We start from the raw sequence: 15,994 nt of genomic DNA, 5'->3' as shown, positions 1-15,994 counted from the left end.
GGCCGCTACCATTTTTCTGAAGCAAAGCGGCATTTAGGCGAACTGATCAGTCAGGGAGGCCACAATATGATTGTAAGTCACCGGCAAGTCTTGGGTATCGCGGCTGTTCTGGCGATCTCGGGATTTGTTCTCCACGCGGCATCTGCTCAGACCAAAGATCAGGATGCGCATTTGGCGATTGAAAACCCAGCCGATCTGACCAAGGAGCAAGCGCAGAAACACTATCAGTCATTGATACGACGCATGTCGCGGGGTTATGCGGCGGCACAGATGGACTTGATCCGAAACTATCAGAACTGGCCGTTGTTCAACGATGCGCCCTACATCTCGGCCACGCATGGGCAGCGCTATGTCAACAGCTATGCGAACCGCATGGCCCACAATTACGGCACATTGCAAGAAGGCGAAGAGCTGCCTGCGGGCTCGGTCCTGGCCAAAGACAGTATGACTGTCACAGATGAGGGCAATATCCATCCCGGTGCCTTGTTCGTGATGGAGAAACTGCCAGAAGGCACCAACCCGGAAACAGCCGACTGGCGTTATATCATGGTGATGCCGGACGGTTCGCTGTTCGGTGATACGATGGGCTTTCGCGCGTCAGAGGTCGATTATTGCCATGTCTGCCACGAGGCCGTCGCGGACCGGGACTATACGTTTTACGTACCCGAAGAGTATCGTGTCGCAGAGTGATCTTCAGGCCGCAGGATCAGGCAGCTTCAGCTCAGTCGCTTCCTGACGGCTCAGCTGCTCACCCTGTCTGCGTTTGGATAGGACCTCGCGGGCGAGCGCGTATTTCTCATCCTGCCAGAAGATCAAACAGCCGTTGCAGCCTTTGCCGCAACATCCCTCGGTTCCGATACGATTGGTTTTGAAGCGGCGCTCATTGCCGTCTTCGCCGATTTTCTCGACCAGCTCGTCACGACGGCGGGTATAGGCCTTAGGGTTGTCGCGACCTGAGGTTTCCAGCCCCTGCACCAGCTTGTCAAACCGAATGCGACTCCAGTGTTCGTCGGTCAGGGCACGTTCTTTGCGCAGGACGGAGTAGACCGGGAAACGGGTGCGCAGATCGTCGATATCCTCGTGATCGAACAGGGTGAAGGGAAGGCGGATGATGGTTTTGGTACTGCCATGCACAACGTCCAGCCGCGCCCCATCATGAGCGCGTTCAAAGTCATAGACCCGCAGCAGAACCGTCTCGCGCGAAATCGGAGAGACGAAATCCAATACATCCCCCGGTTCCAGCTTGTTTTTTACCTCGACCAGAAAGGCATCCTCGGTCACCTCGGTGACGATCCCGGCATATTCCCACTGCGCGATCGAGGCTGTGTGTTCGTAGTCATGTGCATAATTGGTCAGGCGGCCTTCGTGGAAAGCCAGCGTGTAGCCGCGGTTCCCGACTGTTTCGAGTTCACGCATATAGGGCTTCGGGTCCCAGTTCTCGGGGTCGGCGTGATAGTCGTCGATGGCCATACGATAGGCGCGCGCGACGATGGCGGCATAATACTCCGATTTGCCGCGCCCTTCGACTTTCAGACTGTCGACACCGATCTTCAAGTATTCATCCAGCTTGGGCATGATGCACAGGTCGCGGGAATTGAGGATGTAGGATCCCCGATCATCCTCTTCGATGGGCATCAAATCACCGGGGCGACAGCCTTCTTCCAGCAGGAATTCGAATAGGTCGGCGTTTTCATCGGTAATGCGCAGCTCCTGATGCGTGCCATCTTTGAGGCGCAGTTTCAGACCATAGTTCCAGCGGCAGGAATTGGCGCAGTTGCCCTGATTGGCCCCGCGTTCGGCCATGAAGTTCGACAGTAGGCAGCGGCCCGAATAGGTCATGCACATGGCCCCGTGCACAAACGCCTCAAGCTTGATATCGGGGCATTTCTCGCGAACCTCGACTAGTTCGGGGTATGAGACTTCGCGGGCCAGAACCACAAGCTCGGCCCCCTGATCCTGCCAGAACTTCACCGACAACCACGAACAGATATTGGCCTGGGTCGAGATATGCAGCGGCAGTTCCGGCGCGCGTTCGCGGACGTATTGGAACACTCCGGGGTCGGCGATGATCAGCCCGTCAGGTTTCACCTTGCGGACAGTGTCGATGTATTCGTCCAGCTTCGGAATGTCCTTATTGTGCGAGAACAGGTTCAGCGTCAGGTACGCGCGCCGGCCATGGTTGTGGCAAAACTCGACTCCCTCTATCACCTCTTGCAGCGAGAACTCGGACTTTGTCCGCAGCGACATATCCGGTGTGCCCAAATAGACCGCATCCGCGCCATAGAGGATGGCGAGTTTCAACTTACGCAGATTGCCCGCAGGCATCAGCAATTCGGATCTGGACTGGGTCATGGGGATACCGGGCTAAGGATCAAGGGCGCCTTCTACGCTAAAATCCCGGCTCCCAAAACCCCGTTAACTGCGACGGAATCGCGCTGTTCCGATCACTTCGATCAGTTTTTGGCGAACCGGTTCCGGTTGCGCCTCGACCGCGTTCAAAACCTCGCGCAGTTCGGCGCGCAGCCCATGCATCTGGTCGATCAGAGAGATCATCATCGACAGTGCATCGGCCTCCATGTCGTACTGGTCATGCAGTTCGCATGCCAGTTCCAGACGAGCAACGTCGATACGCTGATATCGCAGCCCTTGCTCCGATTGCTCGGGGATCACGATCTCAGCGGCCAGATATTCGGTCAGGCGATCCGAAGTCAGGCGGGCGATGGCGTCGATCAGTTCGGCTTCGGTCAATGTGCGGCTCATGACGGCATTCCTTTGCGCGGATCATAGCCGTGGGTTTCGCGCCATGTCTCCATGAAGTGCTTCAATTCATCGTCTACCTTGTCTGGCATTGTGACGGTCAGTTCAATGAACTGATCGCCCCGCTCGGACGAGCCGCGTTTCTTGACCCCTTTGCCACGCAGGCGCAGGGTTTTGCCGCTGCTGGTCCCCGCTGGGACACTGACATTGACGCCACCGTCGATGGTGGGGGCGGGAACCTTGCCACCCAGAACGGCCTCATCAATGGTGATGGGCAGCGTGATGTGAATGTCATCGCCCTGACGGTCGAACACCGGGTGATCCGCAACCGAGATCGTCACAAGCGCATCGCCGGGAGGCCCATCGCCGTACCCCGGGGCCCCTTTGCCACGCAGGCGGATGGTTTGCCCGGTCGTGATACCCGCAGGTATCTTCACTTCAATCCGGTTCCCATCTGGCAGGGTCAATTTCTGGCTGGCTCCGAAAACGGCGTCCAGAAAACTGATCTGCAGCGAGTAGTTCAAGTTGTGGCCCGGTGCATGGAACTCCTGCGTGCGCTGTCCATATCCACCCCGCCCGCGCATGAATTCGGCAAAGATGTCGGACATATCGTCCTGTTCAGCCGCGTGACCGCGATAAGGGTTGCCTGCAGCCTCGGCATATTCGCGATAATACTGCTGCTGCGGACGTTCCTGACCCGACGCATCAATTTCGCCATTGTCGTAGCGTTGGCGCGTCTCGGGGTCTTTCAGCAGGTCATAAGCAGCAGCAGCGGCTTTGAACTTGGCCTCTGCCTCGGCATCGCCCGGCTTGAGGTCCGGGTGGCATTCTTTGGCGATCTTCCGGTAGGCTTTCTTGATCTCGGCATCGCTGGCGTCTTTGGCGACGCCAAGTACGGAATAGGGGTCGTCGCTCATCTTGCCTCTCGTCGATGTGGGGTTTGGCCTTGATGAAGGTATTTTATCAATTGATTTCAACAGGTCAAAAAAAGAAGAGGCGGCTAAATTGTCTCGTAAATCTGTCAAGCTCTGCTAATATTAAGATGTTTCAGATTGATCATTGACGGAGATCACCCCATGACGCGCAGGCTCAAATCGGTGCTGGCATTGCTGGCTGGGAACGCCATCGGGCTGTTGTTGGCCAGTTTGCTGCTGTCAGAGTTTGCGATCCGACCGATTTCCTTCATCGTGGTGGTAGTCGTGTTCACCCTGGTCCAGGTGATAGCCGAACCGCTGATCCTGAAGCTGGGGGAAAAGAAGGCACCGGCGCTGAAGGGCGGAATTGCCTTGATCGTGACCTTTGTTGGCCTTCTGGTCACCGATCTGATCACATCCGGTCTGACCATTGGCGGTATCTCAAATCTGTTGGCCGCAACCTTGCTGGTATGGTTGGGCGCTCTGATCGGCAGTATTGTGCTGCCGATCTACGTGTTTCCCGAACTGCGCGACCCTAAGAAATAGTCATATCGCGTCTAAACTGGCCTCGATGGCCTGCCACAACTCGTCCACCGGTTCGCACCCCACGGACAGGCGGATGAAAGCAGGATCGACAGCATCCCCCCAACGGGCGCGCCGCTCGGCCGAACTGTGGACGCCGCCGAAGGATGTAGCCGGACGCAGCAGTGGGCAGCTGTTGATGAACTGTTCGGCTTTGGTCTCGGTCTCAAGCGTGATGCTTAGCAGAAACCCGAAGCGCGTGGTTTGAGCCGTCGCCAATGTGTGCGCCGGATCATCGGTCAGTCCGGGATAGCGGATCTGTTTCACGGACGGGTGCGCCGCCAGCCGTTCAGCCAGTATTTGTGCTGAGCTACACATCCGATCAAACCGCACATCCAGAGTCTCCAAACCCCGATGTAGCAACCACGCTTCATGTGGCCCCGGGATCGCACCGGAGACGCGGCGCCATTCCTCAACTCGCTCCATGATTTGCGGATCGCGGCTGGCTAAATGACCCATCAACAGGTCCGAATGCCCACCCATCGCTTTGGTATCTGAACTCACAACCACATCGACGCCAAGGTCCAGTGGGCGCTGGCCCAATGGGGTCATCGTTGTGTTGTCGGCGATGGTGATGCCGCCGGCCTCGCGCACGGCCTCGGCGATTACTGGCAGATCAAGCATGTCCAAACCGGGGTTCGAGGGGCTTTCCAGAAACACCACATCGAATTCATCAAAGCCACCTTCGGCAAAGTCGGTGGTTGGGCGTTCGATAACCGAGACGCCCAGATTTGACAGGAACCGATCAGCCAAAAGGCGCGTCACATAATACCCGTCGGACGGGATCAGCAGCCGTGACCCGGCTTGGACCGTCGCAAACAAGGCCGCCGAAATCGCACCCATACCCGAAGGAAAGCTGAGGCAGGGTGCATCTTCGAGATGCGACAGAACGTGTTCCAGATGCACCCAGGTCGGGTTGTCGACCCGGCCATAGCTGGCATGCCCATCCGGCGCGCCGGGCAGATGGTACATGCTGCTTTGGGTCAACGGCAGGGCCACAGGCTCGCCCTTGTTCAGAGCATTCCCGCGCAAGTGCAACATTTCTCCGGTCTTCGGGCTCATGGCTCAGCGCCCCGGTATTTCATCGCGTGGGGGCGCGGGTTCCCAGTTCTCGATGATCTCGACTGCCTCTTGCGCAGTGTCGACAAAGCGGAACAGGTCAAGATCCTCGTCCGAGATCGTGCCCGCATCGGCCAGCGCTTCCCAGTTGATGACCTTTTCCCAGAACTCACGCCCGAACAGCAGGAAAGGGACGCGATCCATGCGGCCGGTCTGGATCAAGGTCAGGGATTCGAACAGCTCATCCATGGTGCCGAAGCCACCGGGGAAGATGGTGATGGCGCGAGCGCGCATAAGGAAGTGCATCTTGCGGATGGCGAAGTAGTGGAAATTGAAGCTGAGATCGGGCGTTACATACAGGTTCGGAGCCTGTTCGTGCGGAAGCACGATGTTCAGGCCGATCGAACACCCGCCTGCATCCTGTGCACCACGGTTACCCGCCTCCATCACGCCGGGGCCGCCACCGGTGACGATCACATTTTCGCGGCAGCCTGTCTGATTTGACTTCTCGGTCATCAGCCGTGCAAACTCACGCGCTTCATCGTAGTATTTTGACAGCCCGGCCAAGGTCTCGGTCCGCGCCGTGTGTTTCTGAGCGGGTTCCGGAATGCGCGCGCCACCGAACATGACGATGGTCGAGGTGATCTCACGCTCGGTCATGATCATTTCGGGCTTTAGCAGTTCGAGTTGCAGGCGAACGGGGCGCAGCTCATCCCGACACAGGAAGTCATCATCAGCGAAAGCAAGTCGGTAGGCCGAAGACCGCGTCTGCGGCGTATCCGGCACTTCGCTCGCGGTGGAGCGGTCGGTCTGTGCGTCGCGAAAGGGGCTGAGGCGATCTTCTCTCATAAACGGGGTTCCCTGCTTGCGTGTTTCCAAAACAGCTATAGGGTTCGCGGGCAGAGTGCCAGTCACGGAAAGACAAGAATGGATTGGAAAAGTGAAATATTGGCAGCGCGGGACCGCATTGCCGGACACGCACAGGTCACGCCAGTGATGGAAAGCCACATTCCGGGCTATCCGATTGAAATAAAGCTTGAACATATGCAGCACACCGGCAGCTTCAAAGCGCGCGGGGCGTTCAATACCCTGCTCAGCATGGATGTGCCCGCGGCAGGCGTCGTGGCGGCTTCCGGTGGCAACCACGGTGCTGCAGCGGCTTATGCCGCGCAATCACTGGGCTACCCAGCGAAGATTTTTGTGCCCGAACTTGCAGGTCCCTCCAAGATTGCGCTGATCAAGCGGATCGGGGCTGATCTGAGTGTTGTTTCGGGTGAATACGCCAATGCACTGACCATGGCGCAGGCGCATGAGGAAAGCACCGGCGCCATGCAAATCCACGCCTATGATGCGCCAGCGACGGTGGCAGGGCAGGGGACATGTTTTGCTGAATGGGACGCGCAGGGCTTGCAGGCGGACACAGTATTGGTGGCCGTGGGCGGCGGTGGGCTGATTGCCGGAGCTTTGGCATGGTTTCAGGGTGCGCGCAAAGTCGTGGCGGTCGAACCGGAAACCTCTTGCGCGCTGAATGCGGCGTTGGCTGCGGGCGAACCGGTTGATGTTTCCGTTTCGGGCATCGCAGCGAACGCACTGGGCGCACGGAGAATTGGTGAGATTTGCTTTGGGCTGGCCCAAGGTATGAGTTCGGTTCTGGTTTCTGATGATGCGATAGCGCAAGCCCAGAATACTCTGTGGCAGACGCATCGAATACTGGTTGAACCAGCAGGGGCTGCTGCGCTTGCCGCACTGATTTCGGGCGCTTACCAGCCGGAGCCGGGTGAGCGTGTCGCAGTGCTGATTTGCGGCGGGAACATCGCGCCAGATCCGCTAACGGGTTGAGAATACGGCTTGTAGATGTTGTTCATGGATTTTATCTATAATTCATGACCGCAACCATTGCCGACACAATCTATAATGCCCTGAGCCAGAAAATCATCACCGGCGATCTTCCTGCCGGTGAAAAGCTGCGTCAGGACCATATCGCGCGCGACTTTGAGACCAGCCATGTGCCGGTGCGCGAAGCACTGCTGCGGCTTGAGGCGCATGGATTGGCCAAAAGCGAGCCGCGAAAGGGCATGCGCGTCACCGCGTTGGACCCTGCCGAAGTGCGTGAGGTGATCGAAATGCGTGTCGCGCTGGAAACGCTGGCAATGCAGCATTCCGTGCAAAACATGACTCCATCTGCTCTGAAGGCCGCTGATGATGCACGAAAGGCGTGTGATGAGGCAGAGAGCATGCCTCAGTGGGAGGCCCGGAACAGGGTGTTTCATCGTGCCATCCTGACACCATGCGGGTTGCCCCGCCTTTTGCATTCTGTCGATGACCTGCACATCGCCAGTGCCAGGCACCTGTTTGCACATTGGCGGCCCAAATGGGTGCAGCGCGTCGATACGGATCACGCTGCGATCATTCAGGCGCTGAAGAGTAAAGACGTTTCCGCCGCAACCTCGATACTTGTGCGCCATATCCGTCGTGCAAGCTGATACTTTCTGCCTTTGAAACTACAATCTGTGCATCCCGTACAGATTTGACTTGATTTTTAATAGATAAAAATGATGATCATCTTCTAATCGATGAAATATTATCTATAAAAAAGAGAAAGACAATGAAAGCCACTCTGCAATCCACCCTTCCGGCCGCCGGAGCAATAACCCCTGCGGGTCAGATCCTTCGTGTCGCGATGGGTATTCTTCTTTTGACCGCCAGCGCCAAGGTCCAGGTGCCATTTTGGCCTGTGCCCATGACCCTTCAAGTCGCCGCTGTCATGGCTATCGCCGCGGCATTTGGGTTGCGTCTCGGTTCTGCAACCGTGATCGGCTACATGGTCGCCGGGGCAGTGGGTTTGCCCGTGTTTGCCGGAACGCCCGAAAAAGGCATCGGGCTGGCCTATATGATGGGCGGAACCGGAGGTTATTTGCTGGGTTTCGTGGTCGCCTCGGTCATGGTTGGATGGGCCGCGGACAATCTGCGCAAACTGTTTCTGGTTCCGGCGATGCTGGCTGGACTTGCGGTGATCTATGCGCTGGGTCTGGGTTGGTTGGCTCAGTTCGTGCCTGCAGACAAGGTTCTGGTTTACGGTTTCAGCCCTTTCATTCTGGGTGATCTCGTGAAGATTGCATTGGCATCCGTTCTCGTGATTGGCCTGCCGACGGGTCTGATGCAGAAAATCCGTGGGCCGCAGCCTGATGCTTGATACCGGGCAAGATATCCGCAGCGATTGGACCGTGGATGAAGTGGAGGCGCTGATGCGCCTCCCACTGTTGGATCTGGTAGGTCGCGCAAATGTAGTTCACCGGACGTATCACGATCCAAACGACATCCAAAAAGCCAGCCTGCTGTCGATAAAAACCGGAAGTTGTCCCGAGGATTGCGCCTATTGCCCGCAATCCGCTCATCATCGCGAGGTCGAGCTGACCAAGGAAAAGCTCATGAACCCTGCGCATGTCATCTCGCTTGCCAAACGGGCGCGCGATGCGGGGGCTGAACGGTTTTGCATGGGTGCTGCATGGCGTCAGGTGCGCGACGGCGAAGAATTCGACAATGTGCTGGACATGGTGCGGGGCGTGCGTGATCTGGGCATGGAGGCTTGCGTCACACTGGGCATGCTCAAGCCACATCAGGCCAAACGATTGGCCGAGGCGGGACTTACGGCGTACAATCATAACCTGGATACTTCGCCGGAATTCTATGGCGAGATTATTGGAACTCGTACCTATCAGGATCGTCTTGAGACCCTCAGCTATTGCCGGGACGAAGGTATTGATCTGTGTTGCGGCGGCATTATCGGTATGGGTGAAAGCCTGTGGGATCGTGCCTCGCTGTTGCAGGTCCTTGCGAATTTTGACCCGCATCCCGAAAGCGTACCGATAAACGCGCTGATCCCGATCAAAGGCACGCCACTGGCGCATCTAGAAAAAGTAGGCATTTTTGATCTGGTGCGCATGGTTGCGACCGCGCGGATCACCATGCCGCAAACACGGGTGCGCCTGTCGGCAGGACGGTCGGACTTTTCAACTGCCGAGCAGGCATTGTGCTTTCTGGCTGGTGCAAATTCGGTTTTCTACGGCGATGTGTTGCTGACTGCACCCAATGCCGGAACCCAAAATGACCGGGATATGTTTGCCGCACTCAGCGCACTTACCGATGATTGACGCAAACCGAGGTATCCGCGTCGCATTGCGCCATGGGTCTCGCTTGCGTATAGGCCACATCAACGTGAACAGATTCTCTAGGGAGACGCCCCATGTCCAATGCGCAACTGGAAGCCGCCATCGAAGCCGCCTGGGAAGTACGTGACACAATCACCCCTGCGACCACCGGCGAGCAACGAGAAGCAATCGAAGACACGCTGAGCGCGCTGGACAGCGGTTCGCTGCGGGTGGCTGAAAAGCTCGACAGTGGTGATTGGCACGTGAACCAGTGGGCGAAAAAAGCAGTTCTGCTGGGGTTCCGCATCAAGGACATGGAAATCCAGACCGGAGGCCCGCAAGACGGCGGCTGGTGGGATAAGGTCGACAGCAAGTTCGCCGGCTGGGGAGAGAACCAGTGGCGCGCGGCAGGGTTCCGCGCCGTGCCAAACTGTGTGGTCCGCAAGTCGGCCTATGTCGCACCTGGTGTGGTGCTGATGCCCTCGTTCGTGAACCTTGGCGCTTATGTCGATGAAGGCACGATGGTTGATACCTGGGCCACCGTTGGTTCCTGCGCGCAGATCGGCAAGAACGTGCACTTGTCGGGCGGCGTCGGCATTGGAGGCGTACTGGAGCCGATGCAGGCCGGTCCGACCATTATCGAGGACAACTGCTTTATCGGTGCGCGTTCGGAAGTGGTCGAAGGCTGCATCGTCCGCGAGGGTTCGGTTCTGGGCATGGGCGTATTCATCGGTAAATCCACCAAGATCGTGGACCGCGAAACCGGTGAAGTCATGTATGGCGAGGTTCCGCCCTATTCGGTGGTTGTTGCGGGCTCGATGCCGTCCAAGAACAATGTAAGCCTGTATTGCGCGGTCATCGTGAAACGCGTCGATGAAAAGACCCGTTCGAAAACTGGGATCAATGAGCTACTGCGCGACTGATCCCCTCGTTTCAGTTTGAATAGGCCGCAGAGTGCATGCTCTGCGGCCTTTCTTATTTTGGCATGAACTCCAGCACTGTTTGCTGAAAGAAATCAATCGCCGCCTCACCTCCGGCCCCTTTGGCCAGAGGGCCGACTTGATATCGGGGCGATTGAAGGGCGCGCTGCATCTTTTCGCACACCCAGACATCCTCGGTCTGAAAATCCCCCGTCTCCAGTGGGTGCTGGGTCCAGTGAGAGGATTTGATCCGACCGGATTCCGGGTCGTATCCGGGTATGTCCGCCGCGCGATGCGTATAGGTGAACCAGCCTTTAGGCGACCAGTTTCTGACCCGCAGCAGAGTTGTGTTGGCGTCGACCGGTTCCATGGTCGATATCGAAAACCCCCAGGGGTTTGGCGTCAGGATCGTGGTCGGAAACAGCATGTAGACCCCGCCATAGCCCGGCGTTTCGGCATTCCGTACCGTTTTCAGGCCGGACCCTTTGGCCGAGTTTTCAACAAACTGAGGGATACGATGTTTGACGCCTTCGCGCTCGGTCGACCACCAGACCATGTTGTGGCCAGAAACCTCCCAAAGATTCTTGTCATGGGTTGGCCCGCCCAACGTGTCTTTGTGCAGATAGGCCAGATGATAGCCATCGATTGCATTTTCAAAGAAGACCTTCCAATTGCAGTTGATCTCATAGACCACGTCGTCGGGGTTCTCTTGTAGCTCGCTTGATGCCAGATCATGAGGCCAAGGTATTTGAGCCAGATCGCCAAGCCACGCGTCAAAGCTCTGATCCGGTTCTGGGTGAACAAAAACAAGGTTGCGGAAGACACCGACTGAGGCACCGAACAACGCGGTTGCCTTCTTGTCCAGATCCGGAAAGCACTCGCGCTGGGCTGGTACTCCGCGCAATGCGCCATCCAGATTGTAGACCCAGTTGTGATAAGGGCAGACAATGGTCTTGCCTGCGTTGCCGCAACCTTCCAACAACTCGGTTCCGCGATGGCGGCATTGGTTGTGGAAGGCGCGCAAGTCGCCATTTGCGTCCCTTATGACAATCAGAGCGTAGGCCCCGGCCTGAATCGTCCTGAAATCGCCAGGCTCGGTGAAATCCATAGTCACGCCGGCAAAACTCCAGCACTTGCTGAACAGGGTTTTCTGTTCGGCCTCATACCAACTGTCAGAGACATATGCCTCACGCGGCAGTTGTTGCTTGGGTTGATCCGGAAGTGCGTCAGGCGGCATTGTCGAGTCCGTTTATTGTCAAAAATGATAATCATCAATATTGACAATAAACCTTCGAATGTCCAGATTTCACCTTAAGATTTTTCTGAACCCGCTTGGAGGCAGGATGACTTTTATTCAAACCCTGAGGAATCAAAGGTGGATGACACTGCTAATTCTGGCGGCGCTTCTTGTCTCGACCTTCGCCGGGTATTACGGCCTTTGGGGTCTGTTGTTCATATTTTGGGGGCTCTTGGCGGTGCGCTCGGGGCAGGCCTTCTTGATCGAACCGATAAACCGCGCGACAGATCCGGCACTGTTCTGGTCGCTGACGGGTTTGTGGATCGGTTTGGGCGTTCTCTACGTTCTGGCGGATGTTTTTCCACCAGTTTCGAACGGATTCTGATGCCCCGTCCCAGTATGAAAGACGCCAGATCCGAGCAAATCCTGAACGCATTTATGCGTTGTGTCGCGCGGTACGGGCTGGATGGCTCGACCCTGGCGCGCATATCAGAAGAGGCGGGCGTCGGGCGGCCATTGCTGCGCCACTATCTGGGCAACCGGGATGAGATGGTTCGCAAGCTGCTAGATCACGTCCTGAAAGTCTTCGCGGATCAGGTTGAGGCGCTCTTCGACACTCTGCCGTGCACTAATCGGGTTGCAGCGATGCTGGACGCTTTGTTCGGACGCGGCACCTATTCTTCGGAAAGTGCTGCGGTTTTTGCCGCTTTGGTCGCAGCCTCAGAAAGACACGCGGATTTGCGAGAACCCTTGCTTGGGTTTGTCTATGACTTCGAGGCAAGGATCGCTGCTGAAATCATGAACGAACTGCCTGCTGCCAATGTGCAAGGGGTCCAAGCCGTGGCAGCGGGTATGTCCGCAATTTATTTCAATACGGATGCTGTGATGCCATTGCGACCCCGGGCGGAATGGCGCGACACGCAGCGCGTGGCAGCGCAGATGCTGTTGGACCACCTATACGCCAGCACCTGCGACTGAGTTGACCGTGCCATCGGGCCAGCGTATTGCGGGCACTATGGAAAAGCAGAAAAAACCTTCGCGCCAGCAAGTCTATACGTTGTTGGTTCAGATCGGTCGCAAAGATGGCGACGGCCTGCCCGAAGGCGCGACCGGGGCGGCGTTGATGTGTTTTGCCAGCGGCGTGGACGAGGCCGAAGCCGTGCGCGAGACAGTAGCGATCCTGAAGCAGGCCGATACTGCACCTCTGGATGTCACCGGCTATGGCACCCTGGCCGAGCGTGAGGCGCAAGGGCATGATATCGATCCGGATGAGCGGGCATTGATGCAACGGGCGCTGGATGAAAACGCGGTTATCGTGGCACAGATGACACCATTCTTCGGCGACGAGGAAACTGCTTAGTTTCTCACCCCGAACCACTTGCGATAGATTTCGTCATAGGTGCCGTCTTCGCGCAGGGACAGCAGCGCCTGATTGACGTCTTCGACCAATGGCGATCCGGTTGGAAATGCGATCCCATAGTTTTCACGCAGGAAGATGCCCCCGGTCATTGTCGCCATTCTGCGCCCTTCGTGGCTGGCATAATAGGACAGTATCGGAGCGTCGAAAACGACCGCATCCAAATCCTTATTCTCAAACGCGTTCAGCATGTCCTGCAGATCGCCATAGCCGGTATAGTCGATCTCGCGCCGGTTCAGGAAACTGGCGGCGGTTGAATCGGAAATCGTCCCGACCTGTTTGCCGTAAAGGTCGTTGACCGAATTGACGCTGCCGGTGATTGCGTCCACCGTCATCACCGAGGTGATCCGGGCCGTGAAAACGGAGACGATGAATAGGGATGACACCACCAGTACTACACCCAACAGGCGGCCAAACGGGGTGCGCGGCATCCGCTCTTCAAAGCCACCGTTCACCACTAGGTTGAGGGCCCACCAGAACGAGGGGAACCACGCCTCATTCAATTTGCGATCAAAGTAGGGCTGCGCGCGTTTCTCAAAACTCCACATCAGCATGCCGCCACCAAGCAGGATCGCAAAGGCCAGCCCGATGGCGATGAACAATTCCCGAGACAGCAAAGCGTGCAACAGCGATGGCTGGCGAGCGGCGTCTGACGGGACCATGATCTGTAATCCGGCCTCAAATATCGGTTGTGTGAAATCCATTCGGGTTTCGCGCAAGGCGGTGATCGATATATTAGCGATCGCCAGATCGGCAGAGCCATCCTGAACCGCGCCCAACATTTCTCCAAATGTCTCGACGCGGTTGATCGAGTATTCCCAGCCGAGCGATTCAGACAGTGCCGCCAGAAGATCCATCGAGAAACCGGTCTGGGCACCGTCCTCGACAAATGAGAACGGAGGACGGGTTACCGTCGTAACCGTAAGAGACTGGGCCTGGCTTTGCTGCGCAAGAGTCGCGAAAGTCAGGCAGATCAATGCGAAGAAGACACGCTTCATGTGGAATCACCTGTTTCGCGGCCCTCTAACTCACTTAAGGGCAGCGCGGCAAGGCAGCCGCTGGGTCAACGCTCATGTTTTGTTGGGGTGCAAAATCAAGCCGCTTGGGCATTCGGTCTCGGAATTCGACTATTCGGGGTTGGCAATCCGGGCAATTCGTTGAATCTGTGCAGGAACACAGGCACCCCTAAGGACAAGAGGCCCAATATGACCGATCCAGTTGAGCTGACAGCAAATCTGATCCGTTGCCCATCAGTCACACCTGATGAAGGCGGGGCATTGGTCTTGCTGCAGCAGGTGCTGGAGGAGGCCGGATTCTATTGCACTCGCGTAGATCAAGGTGGAACCTGCAACCTCTTCGCCCGGTGGGGGCAGAAGGGTCACGCGCGCAGCTTTGGCTTTAATGGTCATACGGATGTGGTTCCGGTAGGGGATGAAGCAGCCTGGACCATGCCCCCCTTTGGCGCCGAGGTCCGGGACGGGGTGATGTACGGCCGGGGCGCAACGGATATGAAATCGGGCGTGGCAGCATTTGCGGCAGCGGCTATCGATTTTGTGCGTGACACGCCCCCGGATGGGGCGGTGATCCTGACGATCACAGGTGATGAAGAAGGCGACGCACTGGATGGCACTGTTGCTTTACTGGATCACATGGCCGCAACGGATGAGCGGATGTCGGTTTGTCTGGTGGGCGAACCCACCTGTCCGAACACGATGGGCGAAATGATGAAGATCGGTCGGCGCGGTTCGATGACTGCGTGGTTCACTGTGACCGGAGTGCAGGGGCATTCGGCCTATCCGCATCGGGCGAAGAACCCGGTGCCAGCGATGGCACGGCTGATGGATCGGCTGGCCAGCCACGAACTGGATCAGGGTACCGACCACTTTGACGCCTCGACCTTGGCGGTTGTCACGATCGACACCGGTAATCCGGCGACAAATGTGATCCCGGCGCAATGTTCTGGGACAGTGAACATCCGGTTCAATGACCTGCATTCCGGGGCCAGTTTGAGCGATTGGTTGCAATCCGAGGCAGCCGCCGTTGCCGAGGCGTTCGGCGTCGATGTCGAGACCCGGATCAAGATTTCGGGTGAAAGCTTTCTGACCCCTCCGGGGGCATTGTCTGATCTGGTAGCTCATGCTGTTAAGGCAGAAACCAATATCCGCCCCGCGCTTTCGACCACCGGCGGGACCTCGGATGCCCGCTTCATCAAAGATCATTGCCCGGTGGTCGAGTTTGGTCTGGTCGGGCGCACCATGCATCAGGTTGATGAATGTGTCGAAGTGGCGCAAATTCATCAACTCAAGGCGATCTACACCCGTATTCTGACGGATTACTTCGCCTGATCCATGCAGAAAACGCTGGTCATAATGGTGAAAGAGCCACGTCCAGGGCGGGTCAAGACCCGTTTGGGGCGCGATATCGGCATGGTTGGGGCTGCTTGGTGGTTTCGGCATCAAACGCGATCTCTGATCCGGCGTCTGCGTGATCCGCGCTGGCAGATTGTACTGGCGGTCTCTCCAAATAGGGAGGGAATGGACAGTCGGGTCTGGCCTGTTGATTTACCCCGGAAGCCTCAGGGGCGCGGAGATCTGGGCGACCGCATGGGGCGGATGTTGCGCGGTGCTCCCGATGGTCCGGTGTGCCTGATCGGTGCGGATATTCCGGGCATTACACGGGGTCACATTGCGCGGGCTTTTCGCGCGTTGGGCCGGGCTGAGATGGTGTTCGGGCCCGCCCCGGATGGTGGCTATTGGCTGGTCGGTGCGCAGCGCTATGGGGCGCTGCCTTCGGGGCTGTTCCAAGACGTGCGTTGGTCGACGAGACATGCGTTGGCCGACACGTTGGCTTCGATTCCCGGGCGTCGGGTGGCGTTGCTGGATCATCTGCGCGATGTGGATACCGTGGCCGATCTGCACGGCTGACATGAGGCACCGCTTTTTGACCATGACGCGGTTGCA

Annotated in this window: 19 protein-coding genes; 12 read left to right on the top strand and 7 right to left on the bottom strand. The window is 57.4% G+C overall.

Going from position 1 to position 15,994, the window contains the following annotated elements; translation table 11 throughout:
• Nucleotides 1–66: 66 nt before the first annotated feature.
• Nucleotides 67–690 (top strand): cytochrome P460 family protein, encoded by a 624-nt coding sequence (locus ACR0AU_RS06560; RefSeq protein WP_170425939.1) that lies wholly within the window; start codon nucleotides 67–69, stop codon nucleotides 688–690.
• Between the two features lie 3 nt (nucleotides 691–693).
• On the opposite strand, the gene ACR0AU_RS06555 is transcribed toward ACR0AU_RS06560, so the two are convergent.
• From ACR0AU_RS06555 to ACR0AU_RS06545, 3 genes are all read right to left on the bottom strand, one after another.
• Nucleotides 694–2,352, bottom strand: a complete 1,659-nt coding sequence (locus tag ACR0AU_RS06555; protein ID WP_480795438.1) for a U32 family peptidase — start codon at nucleotides 2,350–2,352, stop codon at nucleotides 694–696.
• A 63-nt stretch (nucleotides 2,353–2,415) separates the two neighbouring features.
• Entirely contained in the window at nucleotides 2,416–2,760 is a 345-nt protein-coding gene (locus ACR0AU_RS06550) for a hypothetical protein (protein WP_480795437.1), read from the bottom strand.
• A complete protein-coding gene (locus tag ACR0AU_RS06545; protein WP_480795436.1) occupies nucleotides 2,757–3,674 on the bottom strand; it encodes a DnaJ C-terminal domain-containing protein in 918 nt (305 codons plus the stop codon). The genes ACR0AU_RS06550 and ACR0AU_RS06545 overlap by 4 nt, the downstream gene beginning before the upstream one ends.
• Nucleotides 3,675–3,833: 159 nt before the next feature.
• On the opposite strand from ACR0AU_RS06545, the gene ACR0AU_RS06540 reads away from it, so the two are divergent.
• A complete protein-coding gene (locus ACR0AU_RS06540) occupies nucleotides 3,834–4,217 on the top strand; it encodes a hypothetical protein (RefSeq protein ID WP_170399056.1) in 384 nt (127 codons plus the stop codon).
• On the opposite strand, the gene ACR0AU_RS06535 is transcribed toward ACR0AU_RS06540, so the two are convergent.
• Together ACR0AU_RS06535 and ACR0AU_RS06530 are read right to left on the bottom strand one after the other, a co-directional pair.
• Nucleotides 4,218–5,315: a cystathionine gamma-lyase gene (locus ACR0AU_RS06535; protein WP_480795435.1), complete on the bottom strand. Its 1,098-nt coding sequence runs from the start codon at nucleotides 5,313–5,315 to the stop codon at nucleotides 4,218–4,220. It abuts the gene before it with no gap.
• 3 nt (nucleotides 5,316–5,318) lie between these two features.
• Complete coding sequence (locus ACR0AU_RS06530; RefSeq protein ID WP_170399048.1) at nucleotides 5,319–6,161, bottom strand: LOG family protein; 843 nt, start codon at nucleotides 6,159–6,161, stop codon at nucleotides 5,319–5,321.
• A gap of 78 nt (nucleotides 6,162–6,239) precedes the next feature.
• Between ACR0AU_RS06530 and ACR0AU_RS06525 the strand changes: the two genes are divergently transcribed.
• From ACR0AU_RS06525 to dapD, 5 genes are all read left to right on the top strand, one after another.
• Nucleotides 6,240–7,151 carry a threonine/serine dehydratase gene (locus ACR0AU_RS06525; RefSeq protein WP_480795434.1) on the top strand — a complete coding sequence of 304 codons (912 nt, stop codon included), beginning with the start codon at nucleotides 6,240–6,242 and terminating at the stop codon, nucleotides 7,149–7,151.
• 44 nt (nucleotides 7,152–7,195) lie between these two features.
• Nucleotides 7,196–7,795 carry a GntR family transcriptional regulator gene (locus ACR0AU_RS06520; protein WP_170508976.1) on the top strand — a complete coding sequence of 200 codons (600 nt, stop codon included), beginning with the start codon at nucleotides 7,196–7,198 and terminating at the stop codon, nucleotides 7,793–7,795.
• Between the two features lie 122 nt (nucleotides 7,796–7,917).
• Nucleotides 7,918–8,505 (top strand): biotin transporter BioY, encoded by a 588-nt coding sequence (locus ACR0AU_RS06515; protein WP_170694021.1) that lies wholly within the window; start codon nucleotides 7,918–7,920, stop codon nucleotides 8,503–8,505.
• A complete protein-coding gene (gene bioB / locus ACR0AU_RS06510) occupies nucleotides 8,498–9,463 on the top strand; it encodes a biotin synthase BioB (RefSeq protein WP_170694183.1) in 966 nt (321 codons plus the stop codon). The genes ACR0AU_RS06515 and bioB overlap by 8 nt, the downstream gene beginning before the upstream one ends.
• A gap of 92 nt (nucleotides 9,464–9,555) precedes the next feature.
• Entirely contained in the window at nucleotides 9,556–10,383 is an 828-nt protein-coding gene (gene dapD, locus ACR0AU_RS06505; RefSeq protein WP_170399035.1) for a 2,3,4,5-tetrahydropyridine-2,6-dicarboxylate N-succinyltransferase, read from the top strand.
• Between the two features lie 52 nt (nucleotides 10,384–10,435).
• On the opposite strand, the gene ACR0AU_RS06500 is transcribed toward dapD, so the two are convergent.
• On the bottom strand, nucleotides 10,436–11,617 hold the full coding sequence (locus tag ACR0AU_RS06500) for an aromatic ring-hydroxylating oxygenase subunit alpha (protein WP_480795433.1): 1,182 nt from the start codon (nucleotides 11,615–11,617) through the stop codon (nucleotides 10,436–10,438).
• 142 nt (nucleotides 11,618–11,759) lie between these two features.
• On the opposite strand from ACR0AU_RS06500, the gene ACR0AU_RS06495 reads away from it, so the two are divergent.
• From ACR0AU_RS06495 to ACR0AU_RS06485, 3 genes are read left to right on the top strand one after another with little or no spacing between them, the layout of a single operon-like run.
• A complete protein-coding gene (locus ACR0AU_RS06495) occupies nucleotides 11,760–12,002 on the top strand; it encodes a hypothetical protein (RefSeq protein WP_480590948.1) in 243 nt (80 codons plus the stop codon).
• Nucleotides 12,002–12,595 carry a TetR/AcrR family transcriptional regulator gene (locus ACR0AU_RS06490; protein WP_480795432.1) on the top strand — a complete coding sequence of 198 codons (594 nt, stop codon included), beginning with the start codon at nucleotides 12,002–12,004 and terminating at the stop codon, nucleotides 12,593–12,595. The genes ACR0AU_RS06495 and ACR0AU_RS06490 overlap by 1 nt, the downstream gene beginning before the upstream one ends.
• Before the next feature lie 37 nt (nucleotides 12,596–12,632).
• Nucleotides 12,633–12,977 carry a hypothetical protein gene (locus ACR0AU_RS06485; protein ID WP_170399025.1) on the top strand — a complete coding sequence of 115 codons (345 nt, stop codon included), beginning with the start codon at nucleotides 12,633–12,635 and terminating at the stop codon, nucleotides 12,975–12,977.
• On the opposite strand, the gene ACR0AU_RS06480 is transcribed toward ACR0AU_RS06485, so the two are convergent.
• The gene (locus ACR0AU_RS06480) at nucleotides 12,974–14,032 is read right to left on the bottom strand and encodes a transporter substrate-binding domain-containing protein (protein ID WP_170732569.1); all 1,059 of its coding nucleotides are present in this window, start codon (nucleotides 14,030–14,032) and stop codon (nucleotides 12,974–12,976) included. The genes ACR0AU_RS06485 and ACR0AU_RS06480 overlap by 4 nt on opposite strands.
• A gap of 207 nt (nucleotides 14,033–14,239) precedes the next feature.
• On the opposite strand from ACR0AU_RS06480, the gene dapE reads away from it, so the two are divergent.
• Complete coding sequence (dapE, locus tag ACR0AU_RS06475; RefSeq protein WP_170732567.1) at nucleotides 14,240–15,379, top strand: succinyl-diaminopimelate desuccinylase; 1,140 nt, start codon at nucleotides 14,240–14,242, stop codon at nucleotides 15,377–15,379.
• 3 nt (nucleotides 15,380–15,382) lie between these two features.
• Entirely contained in the window at nucleotides 15,383–15,958 is a 576-nt protein-coding gene (locus ACR0AU_RS06470) for a TIGR04282 family arsenosugar biosynthesis glycosyltransferase (RefSeq protein ID WP_480537090.1), read from the top strand.
• Nucleotides 15,959–15,994: the final 36 nt, after the last annotated feature.

The sequence above is a fragment of the Ruegeria sp. CG1 genome (genome assembly GCF_056537265.1).
This window is presented reverse-complemented; position numbering and strand designations above follow the sequence as displayed.

Bases quoted from the DNA above. Each gene is read 5' to 3' on its own strand.
- ACR0AU_RS06530 (WP_170399048.1), bottom strand. From the start codon at position 6,161: ATGAGAGAAGATCGCCTCAGCCCCTTTCGCGACGCACAGACCGACCGC.
- ACR0AU_RS06485 (WP_170399025.1), top strand. From the start codon at position 12,633: ATGGAAAAGCAGAAAAAACCTTCGCGCCAGCAAGTCTATACGTTGTTG.
- ACR0AU_RS06490 (WP_480795432.1), top strand. From the start codon at position 12,002: ATGCCCCGTCCCAGTATGAAAGACGCCAGATCCGAGCAAATCCTGAAC.
- ACR0AU_RS06560 (WP_170425939.1), top strand. From the start codon at position 67: ATGATTGTAAGTCACCGGCAAGTCTTGGGTATCGCGGCTGTTCTGGCG.
- ACR0AU_RS06470 (WP_480537090.1), top strand. From the start codon at position 15,383: ATGCAGAAAACGCTGGTCATAATGGTGAAAGAGCCACGTCCAGGGCGG.
- ACR0AU_RS06540 (WP_170399056.1), top strand. From the start codon at position 3,834: ATGACGCGCAGGCTCAAATCGGTGCTGGCATTGCTGGCTGGGAACGCC.
- ACR0AU_RS06550 (WP_480795437.1), bottom strand. From the start codon at position 2,760: ATGAGCCGCACATTGACCGAAGCCGAACTGATCGACGCCATCGCCCGC.
- ACR0AU_RS06515 (WP_170694021.1), top strand. From the start codon at position 7,918: ATGAAAGCCACTCTGCAATCCACCCTTCCGGCCGCCGGAGCAATAACC.
- bioB (WP_170694183.1), top strand. From the start codon at position 8,498: ATGCTTGATACCGGGCAAGATATCCGCAGCGATTGGACCGTGGATGAA.
- ACR0AU_RS06555 (WP_480795438.1), bottom strand. From the start codon at position 2,352: ATGACCCAGTCCAGATCCGAATTGCTGATGCCTGCGGGCAATCTGCGT.
- dapD (WP_170399035.1), top strand. From the start codon at position 9,556: ATGTCCAATGCGCAACTGGAAGCCGCCATCGAAGCCGCCTGGGAAGTA.
- ACR0AU_RS06480 (WP_170732569.1), bottom strand. From the start codon at position 14,032: ATGAAGCGTGTCTTCTTCGCATTGATCTGCCTGACTTTCGCGACTCTT.
- dapE (WP_170732567.1), top strand. From the start codon at position 14,240: ATGACCGATCCAGTTGAGCTGACAGCAAATCTGATCCGTTGCCCATCA.
- ACR0AU_RS06520 (WP_170508976.1), top strand. From the start codon at position 7,196: ATGACCGCAACCATTGCCGACACAATCTATAATGCCCTGAGCCAGAAA.
- ACR0AU_RS06500 (WP_480795433.1), bottom strand. From the start codon at position 11,617: ATGCCGCCTGACGCACTTCCGGATCAACCCAAGCAACAACTGCCGCGT.
- ACR0AU_RS06545 (WP_480795436.1), bottom strand. From the start codon at position 3,674: ATGAGCGACGACCCCTATTCCGTACTTGGCGTCGCCAAAGACGCCAGC.
- ACR0AU_RS06535 (WP_480795435.1), bottom strand. From the start codon at position 5,315: ATGAGCCCGAAGACCGGAGAAATGTTGCACTTGCGCGGGAATGCTCTG.
- ACR0AU_RS06525 (WP_480795434.1), top strand. From the start codon at position 6,240: ATGGATTGGAAAAGTGAAATATTGGCAGCGCGGGACCGCATTGCCGGA.
- ACR0AU_RS06495 (WP_480590948.1), top strand. From the start codon at position 11,760: ATGACACTGCTAATTCTGGCGGCGCTTCTTGTCTCGACCTTCGCCGGG.